The organism is Agrobacterium sp. A3-95 (assembly GCF_053521785.1).
The window spans coordinates 68,601-87,446 of the sequence record NZ_JBNWDR010000005.1 but is presented as its reverse complement, the minus strand read 5'-3'; the positions used below and the strand labels follow the sequence as shown (position 1 = coordinate 87,446).

Annotated in this window: 16 protein-coding genes; 4 read left to right on the top strand and 12 right to left on the bottom strand. The window is 58.5% G+C overall.

The genetic code is table 11. The features are described 5' to 3' along the window. Position 1: 1 nt before the first annotated feature. Positions 2 to 1,459, top strand: a complete 1,458-nt coding sequence (locus tag ACQZ5Y_RS15015) for a cobyric acid synthase (protein WP_174050216.1) — start codon at positions 2 to 4, stop codon at positions 1,457 to 1,459. Here the strand turns inward: ACQZ5Y_RS15015 and cbiB are convergent. Beyond that, positions 1,446 to 2,411 carry an adenosylcobinamide-phosphate synthase CbiB gene (cbiB, locus tag ACQZ5Y_RS15010; RefSeq protein ID WP_174050218.1) on the bottom strand — a complete coding sequence of 322 codons (966 nt, stop codon included), beginning with the start codon at positions 2,409 to 2,411 and terminating at the stop codon, positions 1,446 to 1,448. The genes ACQZ5Y_RS15015 and cbiB overlap by 14 nt on opposite strands. Between cbiB and cobD the strand changes: the two genes are divergently transcribed. Continuing rightward, the gene (gene cobD, locus ACQZ5Y_RS15005) at positions 2,410 to 3,456 is read left to right on the top strand and encodes a threonine-phosphate decarboxylase CobD (protein ID WP_174050220.1); all 1,047 of its coding nucleotides are present in this window, start codon (positions 2,410 to 2,412) and stop codon (positions 3,454 to 3,456) included. The genes cbiB and cobD overlap by 2 nt on opposite strands. Here cobD and ACQZ5Y_RS15000 read toward each other — a convergent pair. The 9 genes from ACQZ5Y_RS15000 to ACQZ5Y_RS14960 form a co-directional block, all read right to left on the bottom strand. Further along, positions 3,438 to 4,715, bottom strand: a complete 1,278-nt coding sequence (locus tag ACQZ5Y_RS15000; RefSeq protein WP_003516405.1) for an L-fuconate dehydratase — start codon at positions 4,713 to 4,715, stop codon at positions 3,438 to 3,440. The two genes, cobD and ACQZ5Y_RS15000, sit on opposite strands and share 19 nt — an antisense overlap. 36 nt (positions 4,716 to 4,751) lie before the next feature. Next, the gene (locus ACQZ5Y_RS14995; protein ID WP_003516404.1) at positions 4,752 to 5,081 is read right to left on the bottom strand and encodes an L-rhamnose mutarotase; all 330 of its coding nucleotides are present in this window, start codon (positions 5,079 to 5,081) and stop codon (positions 4,752 to 4,754) included. Between the two features lie 11 nt (positions 5,082 to 5,092). Next, the gene (locus ACQZ5Y_RS14990; RefSeq protein WP_174050222.1) at positions 5,093 to 6,226 is read right to left on the bottom strand and encodes a mannitol dehydrogenase family protein; all 1,134 of its coding nucleotides are present in this window, start codon (positions 6,224 to 6,226) and stop codon (positions 5,093 to 5,095) included. Further along, on the bottom strand, positions 6,223 to 7,233 hold the full coding sequence (locus ACQZ5Y_RS14985; protein ID WP_174050224.1) for a zinc-binding alcohol dehydrogenase family protein: 1,011 nt from the start codon (positions 7,231 to 7,233) through the stop codon (positions 6,223 to 6,225). The genes ACQZ5Y_RS14990 and ACQZ5Y_RS14985 overlap by 4 nt, the downstream gene beginning before the upstream one ends. Before the next feature lie 3 nt (positions 7,234 to 7,236). Further along, a complete protein-coding gene (locus ACQZ5Y_RS14980; RefSeq protein WP_174050226.1) occupies positions 7,237 to 8,058 on the bottom strand; it encodes an amidohydrolase family protein in 822 nt (273 codons plus the stop codon). Between the two features lie 4 nt (positions 8,059 to 8,062). Next, positions 8,063 to 9,076 carry an aldo/keto reductase gene (locus tag ACQZ5Y_RS14975; RefSeq protein WP_038492598.1) on the bottom strand — a complete coding sequence of 338 codons (1,014 nt, stop codon included), beginning with the start codon at positions 9,074 to 9,076 and terminating at the stop codon, positions 8,063 to 8,065. Positions 9,077 to 9,197: 121 nt separating this feature from the next. Then, the gene (locus tag ACQZ5Y_RS14970; RefSeq protein WP_003516397.1) at positions 9,198 to 10,139 is read right to left on the bottom strand and encodes an ABC transporter substrate-binding protein; all 942 of its coding nucleotides are present in this window, start codon (positions 10,137 to 10,139) and stop codon (positions 9,198 to 9,200) included. 74 nt (positions 10,140 to 10,213) lie between these two features. Further along, complete coding sequence (locus ACQZ5Y_RS14965; RefSeq protein WP_003516396.1) at positions 10,214 to 11,236, bottom strand: ABC transporter permease; 1,023 nt, start codon at positions 11,234 to 11,236, stop codon at positions 10,214 to 10,216. Positions 11,237 to 11,244: 8 nt separating this feature from the next. Next, positions 11,245 to 12,810, bottom strand: a complete 1,566-nt coding sequence (locus ACQZ5Y_RS14960; protein ID WP_013637002.1) for a sugar ABC transporter ATP-binding protein — start codon at positions 12,808 to 12,810, stop codon at positions 11,245 to 11,247. A 254-nt stretch (positions 12,811 to 13,064) separates the two neighbouring features. Here ACQZ5Y_RS14960 and ACQZ5Y_RS14955 point away from each other — a divergent pair, with 254 nt between their 5' ends. Beyond that, positions 13,065 to 13,757: a FadR/GntR family transcriptional regulator gene (locus tag ACQZ5Y_RS14955; protein WP_013637003.1), complete on the top strand. Its 693-nt coding sequence runs from the start codon at positions 13,065 to 13,067 to the stop codon at positions 13,755 to 13,757. 43 nt (positions 13,758 to 13,800) lie between these two features. Further along, positions 13,801 to 15,333: a UxaA family hydrolase gene (locus ACQZ5Y_RS14950; protein WP_419457025.1), complete on the top strand. Its 1,533-nt coding sequence runs from the start codon at positions 13,801 to 13,803 to the stop codon at positions 15,331 to 15,333. Between the two features lie 94 nt (positions 15,334 to 15,427). Here the strand turns inward: ACQZ5Y_RS14950 and purH are convergent, their stop codons facing one another. Next, the gene (gene purH, locus ACQZ5Y_RS14945; RefSeq protein ID WP_174050230.1) at positions 15,428 to 17,044 is read right to left on the bottom strand and encodes a bifunctional phosphoribosylaminoimidazolecarboxamide formyltransferase/IMP cyclohydrolase; all 1,617 of its coding nucleotides are present in this window, start codon (positions 17,042 to 17,044) and stop codon (positions 15,428 to 15,430) included. Positions 17,045 to 17,197: 153 nt separating this feature from the next. Continuing rightward, entirely contained in the window at positions 17,198 to 18,838 is a 1,641-nt protein-coding gene (locus tag ACQZ5Y_RS14940; RefSeq protein ID WP_236762949.1) for a heparinase II/III family protein, read from the bottom strand. Between the last annotated feature and the right edge of the window lie 8 nt (positions 18,839 to 18,846).

Sequence of the window (18,846 nt, the reverse complement as noted above, 5' to 3'; positions counted from 1 at the left end):
CATGACTGCACGTGTGCTGATGTTTCAGGGAACCGGCTCGGATGTCGGCAAATCGCTGATGGTGGCTGGCCTTGCCCGCGCCTTCGTCAGGCGTGGCCTGTCCGTCATGCCGTTCAAGCCGCAGAACATGTCGAACAATGCGGCGGTCACTGCCGATGGCGGCGAGATCGGTCGCGCGCAGGCGCTGCAGGCGCGGGCAGCAGGCGTTCCGCTGTCGGTTCACATGAACCCGGTGCTTTTAAAGCCGCAGAGCGAAACCGGCGCACAGGTCGTCGTACAGGGCAAAATTGTCGGCAATGCCAAGGCAGCCGATTATCAGCACATGAAAGCCGGGCTGATGCCGCATGTGCTGGAGAGCTTCGAGCACCTGAAACAACAGGCCGATCTGGTGCTGGTGGAAGGGGCGGGAAGTGCTTCCGAAATCAACCTCCGCGCTAACGACATCGCCAATATGGGTTTTGCCCGCGCCGCAGATGCTCCCGTGATCCTGATCGGCGATATCGACCGGGGCGGGGTCATCGCCAGCCTCGTGGGCACAAAAACCGTTCTCGAACGCGATGATGCCGCGATGATAGAGGGCTTCATCGTGAACCGCTTTCGCGGTGACCCTACGCTGTTTTCAGACGGCATGCGGATGATCGCGGAAAAGACCGGCTGGGCGTCCATCGGGCTGTTGCCGCATTTTTCCGATGCTGCGAAATTGCCAGCGGAGGACGCCCTTGGGCTTACCGGCCCGGCGCAACAAAAGCCCGGCGCGAAAATCCGCATTGCCGTGCCAATCCTGCCGCATATCTCCAATTTCGACGATCTGGATCCGCTCGACATGGAGCCGGATGTGGAGCTGATCCGAGTGCGGCAGGGCGAGACCATTCCCGCCGATTGCCGGCTGGTTCTGCTCTGCGGTTCGAAATCCACCATAGCTGATCTCGCCGTGCTGAAAAATGCAGGCCTCGACATCGACATCAAGGCACATGTGCGCCGCGGCGGTTATGTTCTCGGTCTCTGCGGCGGATACCAGATGCTTGGAAAAACCGTTGCCGACCCTGACGGCATCGAAGGACCACCAATGACGGTCGATGGGTTGGGCCTGTTGGATGTGACGACGGTTTTGACCGGTGACAAGAGGCTCGTTTCCGTCCAGGGACAAAGTTTCGACGGAATTCCCTTATCCGGCTATGAAATGCATGTTGGCGAAACGACGGGTGCTGCGGGCAACCTGCCATTTTCGACCATTGACGGGCATGCCGATGGCGCAATTTCGCCCGATGGCCGCATCTTAGGCACCTATATCCACGGCCTGTTTGCGGATGACCGCCAACGCGGGGCGTGGCTTGAGCGCCTTGGTGGGCAGAGCACGCAACTGAACTATGATGCGCAGGTGCATGCCGTTCTTGATCGCCTGGCGGCCCATATGGAGAACCACCTCGATCTCGACAGACTGCTTTCTATAGCGCGATAAGGATTGCCAGCAATCCGAACAGCGCGATCAGCAGGAAGTCTGCGATCCTCGCCAGCCTGAGCGCCGTGCGAATATCGCCAGCAACCAGTGTCGCTCTTCCGCCTTCGCCCATGAAACGAGCCTCGATCATCTGCCCGCCATAGGAGCGCGGCCCGGCCAGCGCAAAGCTCAGTGCCCCGGCCAATGCCGCCTCCGGCCAGCCGGCATTGGGAGAGCGGTGATGCCGCGCATCGCGGCGTATCGCGGCAATTGCCCCTTTCGGTGATGCACCCTTCACGAAAAACGCGGCGACCACGAGAAGACCGCCGCTCAGTCTCGATGCCGGCAAATTGACCAGGTCGTCCAGCCGGGCCGACGCCCAACCAAAGGCCTCATGGCGTGGCGAGCGATGACCGATCATGCTGTCGGCCGTGTTGATTGCCTTATAACCCGCACCGCCTGGCAGCCCCAGAAGACCAAGCCAGAGGGAAGGGGCGACAATGCCGTCAGAGAAATTCTCAGCCAGGCTTTCAATTGCCGCCCGGCAGATTGCCGCCTCATCCAGCGCCTGCGGATCGCGCCCGACGATCATGGAGACAGCTTTGCGCCCGCCGTCAATCCCCTCGCGTTCCAGCGCAATGGCGACGGCCTCCACATGCTGTTCCAGACTTTTTTGGGCCGGAAGTGACGCCCCAAGCACCGCAACAAGCAACAGACCAAGGGGCAATAAAAGCAGAACCGATTGCACTAACCATGCAACAAGCACCGTCAGCGCCAGAAAAACGGAAAGCGCCACGACGCCTGCCGCCTTGCGCTGCGAAAATGAAGCACTCTCCCGGTTCCATTTTTTGTCCAGCAGCGCGATAAGCGAACCGATCCAGGTGACGGGATGACCGATGCGTTTGAACAGCCAGTCCGGATATCCAGTCAGGCGTTCGATCAAGAGCGACAGGAAAGCGAGAGCGAAGAACATGGGCGATAAGGTACCGGAAAAAGCGCAGGCTGCGATCCGTCACGGCGGCAATCTCGGCAAGGCGCGTCTGATGTTTCCTGAAGCGCCGGAACCGTGGATCGACCTGTCGACCGGGATCAATCCGCACTCCTACCCGCATTCTCCCGTTCCCGCCAGCGCATTTGCCCGCCTGCCGGAGCCTGACGCGGCCCAAGAATTGAAAAGGCTGGCCGTCGCCTCTTTCGGCGCACCATCCTCGGGGCATGTGGCATTGTCCCCCGGCACCCAGATGCTGATGCCATTGCTGGCTCACCTGGCACTCGAGCGCGGAGCGAAAAGCGGAGCCGTGCTCTCACCCGCTTATGCCGAACATGCCCGAACCGCGCGCATGGCCGGACTGACAGTGACCGAGGTAGACCATATTAGTGGTCTGTCAGCTTACGACTATGCGGTGGTGGTCAATCCCAACAACCCCGATGGTCGCATCACGGATCGAGAAGCTTTGTTGTCGCTGGCCGAGGCGATGCGCCGCAAAGGCGGCCTGCTCGTCGTAGACGAGGCCTTTATCGAGACGGGACATACGGAAAGCCTTGCAAATGTCGCAGGGCGCGACGCGCTGGTGGTACTGCGATCCTTCGGCAAGTTCTATGGCATGGCAGGGGTCCGGCTCGGTTTTGCGCTTGCGCATCCCGACATCGCTGCCGAGCTGGAGGCAAGGCTTGGCCCCTGGGCAGTATCCGGGCCGGCGCTCAATATCGCGACGCAGGCTTTGGCAGACAGGGAATGGCAATCATCCATGCGCCTCCGGCTTGCGGCAGAAGCACAGCGTATGAGTGAATTGCTGGAAAAAGCGGGCCTGAAGATTGCCGGCGGTACGTCCCTGTTTACCCTGGTGCGGGACCACCGGGCCAAAGAACTGTTCGATCACCTTGGCCTGCACGGCATTCTGGTGCGCATTTTTGATGAAAGGCCGAACGACATGCGTTTCGGCCTTCCCGGCAGCGAAGCGGAGTGGCAGCGCCTCACGGAAGCGCTGTTATCCTTCAATCATCCCTTGAACGTGTAGGTCGCAATAGAATCCGGCTTCATTTCAATGGAGAAACCGGGCAGCTTCGGCGGCATGTACGCGGCATTGCGAATATCGCAGGGTTCGATGAAATGCTCGTGCAGATGGTCGACATATTCGATCACGCGGCCTTCCTTGGTGCCGGAAACCACGAGATAGTCGATCATCGACAGATGCTGCACATATTCGCAAAGGCCGACGCCACCGGCATGCGGCCAGACCGGCAAATTGTATTTGGCAGCAATCAACAGAACCGCCAGCACCTCGTTGAGACCACCCATGCGGCAGCTGTCGATCTGCACGACGTCGATTGCACCTTCGGCGATGAACTGCTTGAACATGATACGGTTCTGGCACATTTCGCCGGTTGCCACCTTCACGGAGCCGATGGCTGCACGGATCTTGCGATGGCCGGCGACATCGTCCGGGCTGGTCGGCTCTTCAATGAAGAAGGGCTTGGCGAAGGCAAGTTGCTTGACCCATTCAATCGCCTGATCCACTTCCCACACCTGGTTGGCGTCGATCATCAGATAACGGTCGGGGCCGATCACCTCGCGGGCGATGGTGAGGCGGCGGATATCGTCTTCGAGATCACGGCCAACCTTCATCTTTACATGGTTGAAACCGGCATCGATCGCTTCCTGGCAAAGACGGCGCAGCTTGGCGTCGTCATAACCGAGCCAGCCGGCTGATGTGGTGTAGCAGGCGTAGCCTTCGTTCTTCAGCGTCTCGATACGTTCCTTTTTGCCGCTTTCGGCTTTTTTGAGGATCGCAAGCGCATCGTCCTTCGTCAGCACGTCAGTCAGATAACGGTAATCGACGATATCGGCGATTTCTTCCGGGCTCATATCGGCAACAAGCTGCCAGACCGGCTTTCCCGCCTTTTTGGCCAGCAAATCCCAGACAGCATTTACGACAGCGCCGGTGGCGAGATGCATCGCGCCCTTGTCCGGGCCGATCCAGCGAAGCTGGCTATCACCAGTCAGGTGGCGCCAGTATTTGCCGGGGTTCTCGGTCACCGTGGCGAGATCGGTTCCGACCACCAGATGGCGCATCGCCTTGATGGCCATGCAGCAAATCTCATTGCCGCGGCCAATGGTGAAGGTCAGCCCGTGGCCTTTCAGTTCCGGTTCATCGGTGTCGAGAATGACGTAAGCCGCCGAATAATCCGGGTCGGGGTTCATCGCATCCGAACCATCAAGGCTCTGGGAGGTCGGAAAACGCAGGTCGAAAACTCGCAGATCAGTAATTTTGGTCATGGCCGTTCACTCGCGGTCAGTGTCAAAGGAAATCGTTCAGTCGTGGTGGAAGGTTTCTTCCATCATTGCCCACCACTCGCCCTCCTTGCGGCTTTCGAGTGGTTGCTGGCAGGGAATGGTGAAAGACCACCATTCCTGGTTCTTTGGGCTTGCCGCCATCTTCGCCATATCGGCGCTGAAATCGGTGCCGTGATATTCCCAATATCCGAACAGCAGATTTTCCGGTTCGCGCAGGAAGATCGTGTAGTTGCGGATGTTGCAATCGCTGATGAGCGCCAGAATTTCGGGCCAGACGGCGGCGTGCAGTCTTCTATATTCCGCAATCATGTCCGGTTTGACGCCGATGACCATTCCCATGCGCTGCATACAAAACTCCGTTATTGCTTGATGGTGGCGAGCGCCGCACGCAGTTTCTGCTGCGGCACGTTTAACCCCAGACGTTCCGCCGCTGCGATGACCGGGACAAAACGACGGCGTTTCTTTTCATCGTGATTGCCTGAAATGTCCGCGAGCCGGTGGGCGAGAAAGGGGTTCAGGAAACGCTCCCGCACAGCACTGATATAGGCTTGCGCTTCTTCTCCCATGCCTTCTGCGGCAAAGACCGGCAGAACCTCGTCCCGCCAGAGCGTTTCCAGATCTCCCGAAAGCGCATCGTCGGCCATTGCCTGCCGCACCGTCTCGTCTTTCTCACGGGCATCCCGCAACCATCGCTCCGCCAGATATGAATGGCCAAGATTGAGCAGGAACAGCTTTAGCTTTTCATAGCGGTCGAGATCATCAGTCAGCACCACCGCAGGGTGGGTGCAGGGCAGAACAAGGCCCTCCTGCTTCTCGATTGCCCAAAGCGCATAGGGCTCGGCAACTGCGCCAACCGGATCGATCGGCTCGGAAACGATGCGGTCTACAAGGCTGTTGGCAAAACGGCATTTCTCATTCAGGTAGAAGCCAAAACCCGCCGGCAGCTGCCATTCGTCGGCAAGCTGGCGAACAACCTCTTTCAACCGGTCGCCGTTGCGCGGAACAAGCTCGCAAGGAAAGATCGATACAGGGGCTTCCGGATTGGTCTGAAAACGTTCCAGCAGCAACAGGCAGAGCTTTGCCGGAAAACTCTTTGGTACAAGCGTGAAGTCGTCGGCAAGACCCGGCCCGTCGAACGAATCCAGCTCATAACCGCGGTCACCCGTATTGGACAGAATGACCCCTGCCCCGCAGGCGATGCGCCGCACCTCGGCCCAGTCGGCCGCCGCCGTCAGCGCGCGCGCGACAGCCTTACCTGGAATTTCCTCATCCACCTCTTGCCCGTCGCGAATGCCGCGAATGCGCACCGGATAGGGCGTGCCATCGTTCAATGCTGCCACACGCTTCAGGCTCTCCGCATTGCCGGTCGTCTGAACGATTGCGATGCGCCCGAGGGCCTCGCCTTTTTCCAGCGCCTGCGAAATGAACAAATCCGCATGCGCCAGAAGAAAGCGGCTGGTACCGAATTGCAGGATGGGTGTGTCGGTCGTCATGCGACCTCCACCATGCCCTTGATGACTCCGGCTTTCGGATCGATCAGCCCGGCGAATTTGGAAGGCACATCGGCAAGTGTCATGCGGTGAGTGATGAGTGCCTCCGGTACCTTGCCTTCCCGCAGCGCCTGCAACACCCGCTCGAAATCCTCCGGCGTGGCGTTGCGGCTGCCGAGCAGCGTGGTTTCGCGCTTGTGAAACTCCGGATCGTTGAAGGAGATATCGCTGGCAACGATGGAAACCAGCACATAGGAACCACCGTGGCCGACGAAGGAAAAGCCACGCTCCATGGCTTTAGGATTACCGGTCGCATCAAAAACGGCATCGAAGAAATCGCCGCCGGTGATATCCGACAGGCGATCCTTGTCGCCCTCGCCAAGCGTCACCGTATGGGCAACGCCGAGATGGTCCTTGCAGAAATCCAGCCGGTCGGTGCGCCCGTCAATCATCGTCACCTCACCGCCATCGAGAACGGCGAAAACCGCAACCGCCATGCCGATCGGACCGGCACCGACGATCAGGACCTTCTGACCCTTTTCCACCGACCCACGACGCACGGCATGCGCGCCAATCGCCAGAAATTCGGTCATTGCCGCCTGATCGAGGCTCAAGCCCTCCGCCTTCAGCACGAATTGCTGCGGAACGCTCAGATATTCGACCATGCCGCCATCGCGATGAACGCCAAGCACACCGATGTTGCGGCAGCAATTGCTCTTTCCTTTGCGGCAGGCGCTGCACTCACCACAGGAAATATAGGGTATGACGGTAACGACATCGCCCGCCGAAAGATGGCTGCCTTCCGGCGCCTCTTCCACCGTGCCGGAAAGCTCGTGGCCCATGATGCGCGGATAGGAAAGATAAGGCTGATTACCGGTGAAAATATGCAGGTCCGTGCCGCAGACACCAATGCGACGAATACGCACCAGCACTTCACCTTCGCCACGGGCCGGCTTTGGTAGTTCCTTGGGGACAAGTTGACCGGGGGTCTCGCAGAAAATCGCCAGCATGCATCACCTGTTGGGAAGGGAATAAAAACGAACGGCGTTGCCGCCAAAGACGGCCGCATGGTCGTGCTCAGGCACGATTTCGCGGCAGAAGTCCAGCCATTCCTGATAGTCGCCAGCCAGCCGCAATACCGGCCAGTCGCTGCCGAAGATCACGCGTTCGCCGCCGAACAGTTCCAGAATGGTTTCGGCATAGGGCCTGACGGCTTCCGGTCTCTGCTCGCCACGCTCGGTCAAAAGGCCGGACAGCTTGCAATGGAGGTTGGGAAGGGCCGCCAAAGCTGCCATGTCCCTGCGCCAGTCCCCATATTGGCCCGTGGCGATAAGCGGCTTCGCCCCGTGATCGATGACAACAGGCAATTGCGGATGGCGGCGCGCGAAAGCGAGAAGATGCGACAGATGCGGCGGCAGGACCAGCGCATCGAACACCAGTGCATGTTTCACCAGCGCATCCACGGCGGCATCGAGCGCGGGATCGTCGATCCAGGTCACATCATCCATGCCTTGCAGCATCGGCCGTACGCCCTTGAAGGCAGGATGTTTTGCCCGCCGGGAGATTTCCGCCACAGCATCCGCGGACTTCATGTCCACCCAGCCGACCACGCCCTTGATGAAATCGGTGCTGCCAGCCAGATCGAGCATGAAATCCGTATCGGCCGTACTTTCCATCGTCTGCACCAGCACCGTTCCGGAAACTCCGGCCTTTGCCAGCAGAGGAAACAGATCCTGCGGAAGAAAATCACGGTAGATGGCAGCCAGAGACGGTGGCGGCCATTGCCCGGCACGATCCTTCATCAGCCAGAAATGCTGGTGGGCATCGATGATCATCGCTTCAGGCCTTTGTGCCGGGCACGGGTGCGCCTTCGGAAATCAGGCCACGCTTTTGCAGCTCCGACCAGAATTCGTCCGGAACAACCTGTTCGAACCATTCGATGTTTGCGGCAAGTTGCTGCGCATTGCGCGCGCCGGATACGACCGTGACCGAAGCCGGATGCCCGAGCGGAAACTGTAGCGCAGCCGCCTGCAACGAAACACCAACGTCGTCACAAACGCCCTGAAGCGCATCCACCCGCGTGATAATGTCGGCAGGCGCATCGGCATAGTTGAATTTGCGGTTGCCTGCCAGAATGCCTGAATTGAAAGCACCGGCGACCACGATCGCAACGCCGGTTTCCGCGCAGCGGTTCATGAAGGCAAGGCTCTGCTGCTCCAGAAGCGTATAACGGCCGGCAAGCATGGCAACGTCGATGTCGAAAACATCCATGGCGTCGCCGACGATTTCCCACTCGTTGACGCCGAGGCCGATAGCACCCGTCGACCCTTCCTCGCGCAGCTTGCCGAGTGCCCGGAAGCCGCCGCCAGTGGTCAGCTGCTCCCAGTAGTGCTGGTGCTTTTCGCCATGCGTGAAAGAGCCGATATCGTGCACATAGAGAATATCCGGCTTCAGAACGCCGAGCCGCTGCTGGCTCGCTTCGAAGGAGCGCAGAATACCGTCATAGGAATAATCATAGACCGGCCGGAAAGGCAGCGGCGCAATATAGGCGTCCTCTTCCGGGCCCACAGTTTCATCGGGAACCATGACGCGACCGACCTTGGTGGAGAGGGTGTATTCGCTTCGGTCATGCTCCGTCACCATGGTTCCAAGACGACGCTCCGAACGCGTGTAACCGTAAAAAGGTGCGGTATCGAAATAGCGAATGCCGCTTTCCCATGCCTTGTCAAACGCGCCTTTGGATTCCTCGTAGGGCGTAACGCGGTAGAGATTACCCATCTGCGCGCAACCAAGGCCCATGACCGTGACTTCAACGGCACGGCGCGGCAATTTACGTGTATCGGAGACTTTCATCGCAAGGGCTTCCTGAATTTTTCGGTAGAGCGGATGTTGAAAACCGTATGCGGTATTGACTGAAATCCCGCTTCTGAAATTTGTGAGGCGCGCCACTCAATGAGCGGCGCGCCGGCATGCGTTAATAAAGAACGTTCTTGGCTTCCGGCTTCTCGATATTGTCCTTGGTGACAACAACAACGCCGGTGTCGACGAACTTTTCGACCTTTTCCTTGCTGATGAGCTTCGAAACGGTCTGGATGCCCTTTTCGCCCATCTGATACGAACCCTGAACGACGATGCCGGCCAGCGTGCCGTCCTTGACGAAGCCCTGAAGGTCCTGGTTACCGTCGAAGCCGATGCCGACCACCTTGCCTGCCTTACCGGCCTGGGCGAGCGCGCGGCCTACACCGATTGCGGTGGGTTCGTTGGCGCCGAAGATGCCCTTGAGATCGGAATTGGCGGCCAGAACGTCGGTTGTCTGGTTCAGCGCCGTCGCCATCTGCGACTGCGAATAGAACGGACCTACGATTTTAAGGTTGGAATGCATCTGGATATAGTCGGTGAAACCGCCAACGCGTCCGATTTCCGAACCGGCACCGGCGACGTAGGACATCACGGCGATCTTGCCTTCCTTGCCAACCTTGTCGATCAGCGCCTGAGCAGCCAGTTCGCCGGCTTTCTTGTTATCGGTCGCCAGGAAGGACTGATAATATTGCTCGGAACCCTTGGCGAGCTGCGAGTCGATCAGAACCACGGGAATGCGGGCTTCCCAGGCTTTCTTGACAGCCGGAACCAGCGCATCAGGATCGGAAGGAGCAAGAACGATACCCGAAACCTTACGGTTTACAGCGTTTTCAACCATGTTGACCTGATCGGCGATGGCCGATTCAGAAGCCGGACCCTGGAAGGTCATGGTGTTGCCGGCAGAGTCCTTCATCGCCGCATCGGCGCCCTTCTGAACGTTCTGCCAGAAGGTGGAGTTGACGGTCTTGACGATGACGGCGATTTCGCCGGCCTGCACGGTGGAGACGCTCCACAGCGCGATTGCGGATGTCAGAAGGGCGGTCGTAAGCTTGTTCATTTCTTCCTCCGTGATGTCGGCATACCGGGCCTCCCGTGCCGATCTTGTTTGCGGATAGGGTCCGCAGCCCTGTATCAGCGGCGGTTGCGCAGCTGGTCGATCCAGACGGTGACCAGAATGACAAGACCGATGATGATCTGTTGCGTGAAGGCGGACACGCCATTCATATTGAGACCGTTGCGCAGGATGCCGATGACGAAGGCGCCGATTGCCGTGCCGGAAATCGTACCCACGCCGCCGATGAGCGATGTGCCGCCGATAACGGCGCTGGCAATGGCGTCCAGCTCATACATCACGCCCTCATTCGGCTGGGCTGTGACGAGGCGCGACATCAGCACGCAACCGGTCAACCCGGCGAGCGTACCGGACAGGATGTAGGTGAAATTGGTGACGCGTGCGACGTTTACGCCGGACAGACGCGCAGCATCCGCATTCGAACCGACGGCATAGATGTGACGGCCAAGGATGGAGCGGTTGAGCATGAAGGAAACAGCCAGCGCAATCACCACCATAAGGATGACGGGGTAGGGGATGCCCGGAAACACCACGTTCGGAAAACCGTCATCACCAATATTGACGATGCGGAAGAGGGCGCCGTTGCCGAGTTCACCGAAGGATTCGCCGAGGCCGGAAACCGCTCGCGCGCCGGTGATCTGTAGTGCCACACCACGGGCGATCAACATCATGCCGAGCGTGGCGATGAAGGGCGGCAGCTTGAAACGCGTGACCATGAGGCCATTGATAAGACCGCAAAGCGACCCCGTCAGAATGCCAAGCAGCATGCCGACCGGCACCGGCATACCCAACTCCTTCACCGCAAGCGCAGCAACGACACCGGCCAGAGCAAGCACCGAACCAACGGAAAGATCGATGCCGCCGGTGATGATGACGCAGGTCGCACCAATGCCGAGAAGGGCGATGGAGGTCACCTGAAGCGCAATGGTCATGGCATTGTTGACGGAGAAGAAGGCGCTGCTGGTGGCGGAAAACACCATAACCAGCACAACGAGACTGCCAAGAGCCGCAAACTTCTGGATGATGTCCTTCTGGCGGTCGCTGAAAGCGAAGCTCTTCTTGGGTTCTGCAATATTAGCCATGTCGTTCCTCACTGCGCGGCCCGGCCGTAACCGGACGCGTACCGCATGATTTCTTCCTGATTGGTCTTGGCGGTCTCAAGCACGCCCGTGATCCGGCCCTGGTGGAAAACGGCGATACGATCCGTCAGTCCCAGAATTTCCGGCAGTTCCGAACTGATGAGAATGACGCCGATGCCCTGTGCAGCCAGCTCGTCCATGATCTTGTAGATCGCGAATTTTGCGCCGACATCGATGCCGCGCGTCGGCTCGTCGAAAAACAGCACGCGCGACTGCCGGAACAGCCATTTGCCAATGATGATTTTCTGCTGATTGCCACCTGAAAGCAGCCGCACCGTCTGTTCGATCGAAGGGGTACGGATGTTGAGGAGATCGACGTAACGTCTGGCGACATCGTCGTGCTTCTTGAAGTCGATCAGCCCGAAGCGGTTGGAGACCTCGCCGATATTGGCAAGCGTCGTATTGGCCGCAACCGACATCTTGATCGCAAGACCATCGCTTTTGCGGTCTTCGGACAGATAGGCGATACCCTCTTCGATGGCATCTCGCGGGGAACTGATGGAAAGCTCCCGCCCGTTGAAAACGACCTTGCCAGCATCCAGAGGATCGGCACCGAAGATCGCCCGTGCGACTTCCGTGCGACCCGCACCCATCAGTCCGGCAAAGCCGAGAATCTCACCGCGCCGCAGCGAGAAACCGACATCGTGGAACACACCCTTGCGCGTCAGCCCTTCCACCGAGAAAATAACATCATCCGTAGGGCGCGACGTGCGTTCCGGGAACTTCTCCTCCAGCGAACGCCCGACCATGCGCGTGACGATATCGTCAACGGTGATCGATGCAAAATCGTCGGTCGAAATATAACGCCCGTCCCGCAGAACCGTCACGCGGTCGACGATTTCGGCCATTTCATCGAGCCGGTGAGAAATATAGACGATGCCGACGCCAGAAGCCTTGAGATCGCGGATCACCTTGAACAATAGCCGCGTTTCCTGCTCGGTCAGCGATGAGGTCGGCTCATCCATGATGAGGACTTCAGCATCCAGGGAAAGCGCCTTGGCAATTTCCACCATCTGACATTGAGCGACCGAGAGGCCGCGGACAATCTGGTCAGGGTCGATATCGACGCCCAGCCGATCGAGACAGCGCTTTGCATCAAGCCGCAGCTTCTTGCGGTCGACGAGGAAACCACGGCGCGGCTCGCGGGCGAGATAGATGTTCTCGGCAACGGAAAGATGCGGAACGAGGTTGAGTTCCTGATGGATGATGGCGATGCCGGCGGCTTCGGATTCCAGCGGCGATGCATATTGCACTTTGACGCCCTTGTGCAGGATGGTTCCGTCGCTTGGCTGGTAAACGCCGCTGATGATTTTCATCAGGGTGGATTTTCCGGCACCGTTTTCGCCGCAGACAGCGTGAACCTCGCCGCTGCGCAAGTCGAAATGCACATTCGACAACGCTTTGACGCCCGGAAATTCCTTGCTGATGTTTTCGAGACGCAGGAGGCCTGAACCAAGGCCGCGCGCCGTCTCCTCAGGCGAAAAATCGCCTCGAATTGTCGATGCGCCCTGCGACATCAAGAAACCTCCACCCGCGCTCCCCGCTCCACCGGGGGCAATAATGAGCCAAATGGTTAGGCCGCTTTTTTAAAATGGTCAAGCCAATTAGCCCAAAATTTGAATCCCGCGTCTGGTACACGCAAAATCATCTCAAAAGACTTATTGAAATAACATTGTAAATTCATGCATTTAAGTAATTTCTTGCGTATTGATGCGCTTGGCGCTACGGTAAGGCCAAATTCAGATAACAGACAAGGTTCGTCAGAAAACACATGAATGGTCAGGCCAAAATAGCGGAACCACGCAGGCTTTATCAGCAGATTGCGGACCAGATACGCGAGCTGATCGATCTGGGAGAGTTTCTGCCCGGAACACGACTTCCCGCCGAACGGGAACTGGCACAGAAGCTCGGGGTTTCGAGACCATCACTGCGCGAGGCACTGATTGCGCTTGAAATCGACAACACCGTCGAAATCCGCATGGGTTCCGGTGTCTATGTCTCCACCGAGGCCCTTCAGACAACCCACAACACCAAATCCTTGGGCGACAGCCCCTCCGAACTGATGCAGGCGCGCGCAGCGCTGGAAGGCGCGACAATCGTACTGGCGGCGAGCCGCATGACCGATGAAACGATTGCAAACCTTCGCCAGATTCTCAACACGATGCAGCAGGAAATCGAGGCCGCGCGCAAACCTCTCGATCAGGACCGGCTTTTCCACGTCACCATTGCCGAACAATCCGGTAACAGCGTTCTGGCCCGGCTGGTGGCAAACCTCTTCGATGAGCGCCACAGCCCGATTTCGGCACAATTGCGTGTGAAATTTGAGGATCGCGATACCTGGACCCACGCCCTTCAGGAGCACGAGGCGATTTTGGCGGCCCTTGAGTTGAAAGATCCGCTGCTGGCGCAGGCGGCCATGCATACCCATCTGGAAGGTTCCAAGAGACGCTGGGTAGACGGCTAAATTCAAAACATAGCAGGCAATGTACCGGGGAGGAGAAAAACCCGTGAGTGAGAATTCCGAGGCAACCATTTTGCTGAACGCCAACGACAATGTCGCGGTGGCACGCCGGTCGATACCGGCCGGTGGTGCGACGGGCAGAGGCGATCTGACAGCGCGGGAGCTGATCGGACGCGGCCACAAGGTGGCCCTGACGTTTATCAGATCCGGAGACGAGGTCCTGAAATACGGACAGGTGATCGGCATCGCGACACAGGATATCGAGCCTGGCCGGCATGTGCATCTGCACAATCTCGCCATGGTGCCTTCCGAACACACGCATCAGTTCAGTGTCGATATCGAGGAAAAAGGCATGCTGCCCGAGGGCGAGCGGCGGACCTTCAAGGGTTTTGACCGGGGTCTCGGTGGCGTTGGCACGCGCAACTACATCGGCGTCATCGCATCCGTGAACTGTTCCGCCACCGTATCGCGTTACATCGCCGATTATTTCAACAAGCAGGGCGGCCTTGAAGGGTTCGACAATGTCGACGGCGTTGTGGCGCTGACCCATGGCGGCGGCTGCGCGCTCAATACGAAATCGGAAGGTTATCGTCTTCTGATCCGCACCATTCAGGGTTATGCCCGCCACCCGAATTTCGGCGGTATTCTGCTGATCGGCCTCGGCTGTGAGACCAACCAGATCGCCCCTATCCTCGAACATTACAAGATGGAGGAGGGCGAACGGCTGCGCACCATGACGATCCAGCAGCACGGCGGCACACGAAAAACGATCGATGCCGCCATTGCCGAGATCAAGGCGATACTGCCAATGGTCAATGCTGCCCAGCGCACTGAACAGCCGCTTTCAAAACTGAAGGTCGCGCTGGAATGCGGCGGTTCGGATGGTTACTCCGGAATATCGGCAAACCCGGCCCTGGGATATGCATCAGATCTCATCGTCCGCAACGGCGGTACAACGGTTCTTGCCGAAACGCCGGAGATTTACGGCGCTGAACACCTGCTGACGAAGCGTGCCGTCACGCCTGCGGTCGCCGAAAAGCTGTTGCAGCGCATCGACTGGTGGCGGGATTATACCGCTCGCAACGGCGATGAGCTGAACAACAACCCATCGCACGGCAACAAGCTTGGTGGACTAACCACCATTCTTGAAAAATCGCTGGGCGCAGTGGCCAAAGGTGGCTCCATGCCACTGAAGGCGGTCTACGAATTCGCGGAAACCGTTACTGAACAGGGCTTCGTCTTCATGGATACGCCCGGTTACGATCCTGTTGCCGTGACCGGCCAGGTCGCCGGCGGCTGTAACGTCATCTGTTTCACCACCGGCCGCGGCTCCGTATCGGGATTCAAGCCGGCACCCTGCATCAAGATTGCCACCAATTCCGAAATGTACGAGCACATGAAGGAAGACATGGATCTCAACTGCGGCGAGATCGTTACCGGCGCGGAAACCATCGAGGAATCCGGCAAACGAATTTTCGAGCACATTCTTGCAGTCGCTTCGGGAGACAAGACCGTCAGCGAGATTTACGACTACGGCGACAATGAATTTGTGCCGTGGCAGGTGGGCGCGGTTACCTGACCCGCTTCCAATACGGGCATCGGACTGTCCCACGTGAAACAAAAGGCCCGGAAATCACTTTCCGGGCCTTTTAAATTCTCTGCGCCGTTTTTGCTTAATGGCGGAAGTGACGCATGCCGGTAAAGACCATCGCCACATTGTGCTCATTGGCCGCATCGATCACGTCCTGGTCGCGCATGGAACCACCGGGCTGAATGACTGCGGTGGCACCTGCTGCAATAGCTGCAAGCAAACCATCGGCGAAGGGATAAAACGCTTCAGAAGCCACGGCAGAGCCGCGCGTCAGCGGCTCAGCAAGGCCGAGTGCCTTGGCCGCATCTTCCGCCTTCTGGGCGGCGATACGGGCGGAATCCACCCGGCTCATCTGTCCGGCGCCGATACCTGCCGTCTGGCCGTCCTTGGCATAGATCACCGCATTGGACTTCACGTGCTTGGCAATCTTGAAGGCGAACTTCATGTCTTCAAGTTCCTGAGGTGTCGGCAAACGCTTGGTGACCACCTTCAGTTCCAGATCCTCCACCATGCCGTTGTCACGGCTCTGAACCAGAAGACCGCCGGAAACCGTCTTGGCCGTAATGCCGGCCGCGCGCGGATCTGGCAGGCCACCAGCTGCCAGCAGGCGCAGATTGGGCTTGCGGGCGATAATGGCCTTGGCCTCTTCCGTCACATCGGGTGCAATGATGACTTCGGTGAAGAGCTTGACGATCTCTTCTGCCGTTTCCGCATCGAGCGTGCGGTTCAAGGCGATGACGCCGCCAAAGGCCGAAACGGAATCGCATGCCAGCGCGCGCCGGTAGGCTTCTGCAAGTGTGGGACCCGTCGCAACACCACAGGGGTTGGCGTGTTTGATGATCGCTACAGCCGGCGCATTTTCCGGCAGGAATTCCGCTACCAGCTCGTAGGCTGCATCCGTATCATTGATGTTGTTATAGGAAAGCTGCTTGCCCTGAAGAAGCGTCGCCGTGGAAACACCGGGGCGCTTTTCGCCGGTCAGGTAAAAACCGGCGCTCTGGTGCGGGTTCTCGCCGTAACGCATCTTTTCCTTCAGCGCACCGCCGATGGCACGATAATCCGGCGTTTCGATAGCCAGCGCCTCAGCAAACCAGTTGGAAATCACCGCATCATAAGCCGCAGTGCGGGCATATGCCTTGGCGGCGAAGGTCTGGCGCAGCGCGTAGGAGGTTTGACCGTCATCGGCCTGCAGGGCTTCCACCAGCGCAGGGTAGTCGGACGGATCGGTGACAACAGTGACATAGGCGTGGTTCTTGGCCGAAGCGCGGATCATTGCCGGGCCGCCAATATCGATATTCTCGACCGTCGTCGGGTAGTCGCCACCCTTGGCGCGAACCTCCTCGAAGGGATAGAGATTGATGACGGAGAGATCGATCGCCTCGATACCGTGAGCCTTCATTGCCTCGACGTGATCAGCATCATCCCGGATAGCCAGAAGTCCACCATGCACGTTGGGATGCAGGGTCTTGACGCGACCATCCATAATTTCCGGGAAATTGGTCACATCGGAAACATCCGTTACCGGCAGTCCCGCGTCAGCGATGGCCTTTGCCGTGCCACCCGTCGACAGCAGCTTGACGCCAAGTTTGGACAGGACAGTTGCCAGCTCGATAATGTCCGTCTTGTCAGAAACGGAAAGAAGGGCTGTACGGATTTTGACTTTATCGGGAGCGGGGATTTTTTTGGAAACGACAGCCATCGGGCATACTCCGTTTGACGGGGAGGACAGGCTGGACTGGGATTGATCCAGCAATTGCCGCCGCGTTAACACAGCTTGCCATATTAATAAACAGCGGGGACGCGGAACGGCGAAAACTATGGCGGTTTTTGCCTGAAACTCGCCAGGAATCCTCTACGCCTTGCGTTCGATGATCCAGCGGATTTCCCGAGTATTCGCCAGATTGAATGGCAGCTCGATCTGCTGCGAAGGCCGCATGCCGGATGCATCCGCCATAAAAACATCCTCGGTCACGAAAAGCTCCAGTCCCGGCGCCGAAAACAGCCAGGTGGTTCCATCCGCTGCCTCAAGATAAACCGACTCCTCGTCCTGTTGGTATAGCTGGATGTGCGGGTGGATATGGAACCGCGATACAGCCGATATGGATTGCAATTGCGCCTTCACCACATTCTCGTCGGCCCGAAGCAGATCACGGCCCTTTATCTTCGTACCGGCAACATTCAGCTCAATTTCCCGATCGTGATAGCAACCGAAATTCTGCAAATAACCGTCATGCGACGCCCACAGGACATCATTGCCATTTGCATCCGTTCCGCGGCGGCTCTCCACCTGACTGACACCGGAAACCATGATCGGCCCGAGCAGTCTCGAGCGGGACAGTCTGCAAGACGACGTGTCGGCCAGCGTGACCGTTGAATGGGCCGCCGTCGAGCGGCTCGCCCGCTGATATTCGGGTGCTGCGTTTTTCGGGAAGCCCGAATTGACGATGAACCGGCTCTTGCCACAGGACATCTCAAAGGACAGGCAGCCCGAATGGGCGTTACGCGAAAGCTCCGCCGAGCCTGGATGACCAGTGTCCACGATGATGACCGTCTCATCGGTTGCAAGACGATGATAATTGACATCCGGCAGCATTTTGGACGGCCGGCCGGCTGTCTCATCATAACGAAGTACCGACACCAGTTCATTGGCAAGCGTGGCGGTGGCGCCATTGAACAGCGCCAGATCGCCGCCCTGATGGCGGAAAAACCGGATGGCCGGAAACATCCTGTCAATCGCCGGCACCAGCCCCGAGGGCAGATCGTGACCGAGATTGATGTAGCTTTGCCTAAGCGGCAAAAGATCAAGCAGCAAATCCAGCATGACCCTCGGATTGCGGGAAACATGCCCGCCATCTGGAAGAATCTGGCGTTCCATTTCCTGCGCCAGCTTCATTCCGTGCCGAGTAATATGGGACAGGCGGGTCGGCATGGCTATGGACGCGACGGCCAGCGCAATCCTGATCCGCAGCCTCGCTTCCCCATCCGGCGCATATTTGACGATCCTGTCGAGATAACGCACGTGAAACGCAAGACTTTTCAGGAAACGACGATAAAAACCCGCATCGGCCTCATGTAAAACGACGGGAGAATGGGACAGCCAGGCAATCAGCCTCTGTGCCGCGATCTCCGGAGACCAGGCAATCCCCGCAACCCGCTTGCCGTGTATAGTCATCCATTCGGCGACGATACGGCGCGCCCGCTTGCTGGCCTCACTCGATCTATCGGAACGGATATGCCGCAGCCAGCCAAATGCATGCAGCCGCTCTTCAAAAACCAGCGAGGGATAGTCCACCTGAAATGGCGATAGACCGCCGGTTTCGACGACGCGGCCGGCGAGCGCAATCCGGCCCCGCAGCAATTCCTCGGCAAAATACGGATCGATTGCCCTCAGATCAGTCGGCGCCGCCACGAGACCATCGGGAACGCGATTGGCAAACCGGGATATGCGCAGGCGCAAAGGAGCGAGGCCCACACACAGATGACGATACGCCATCCGCGAGA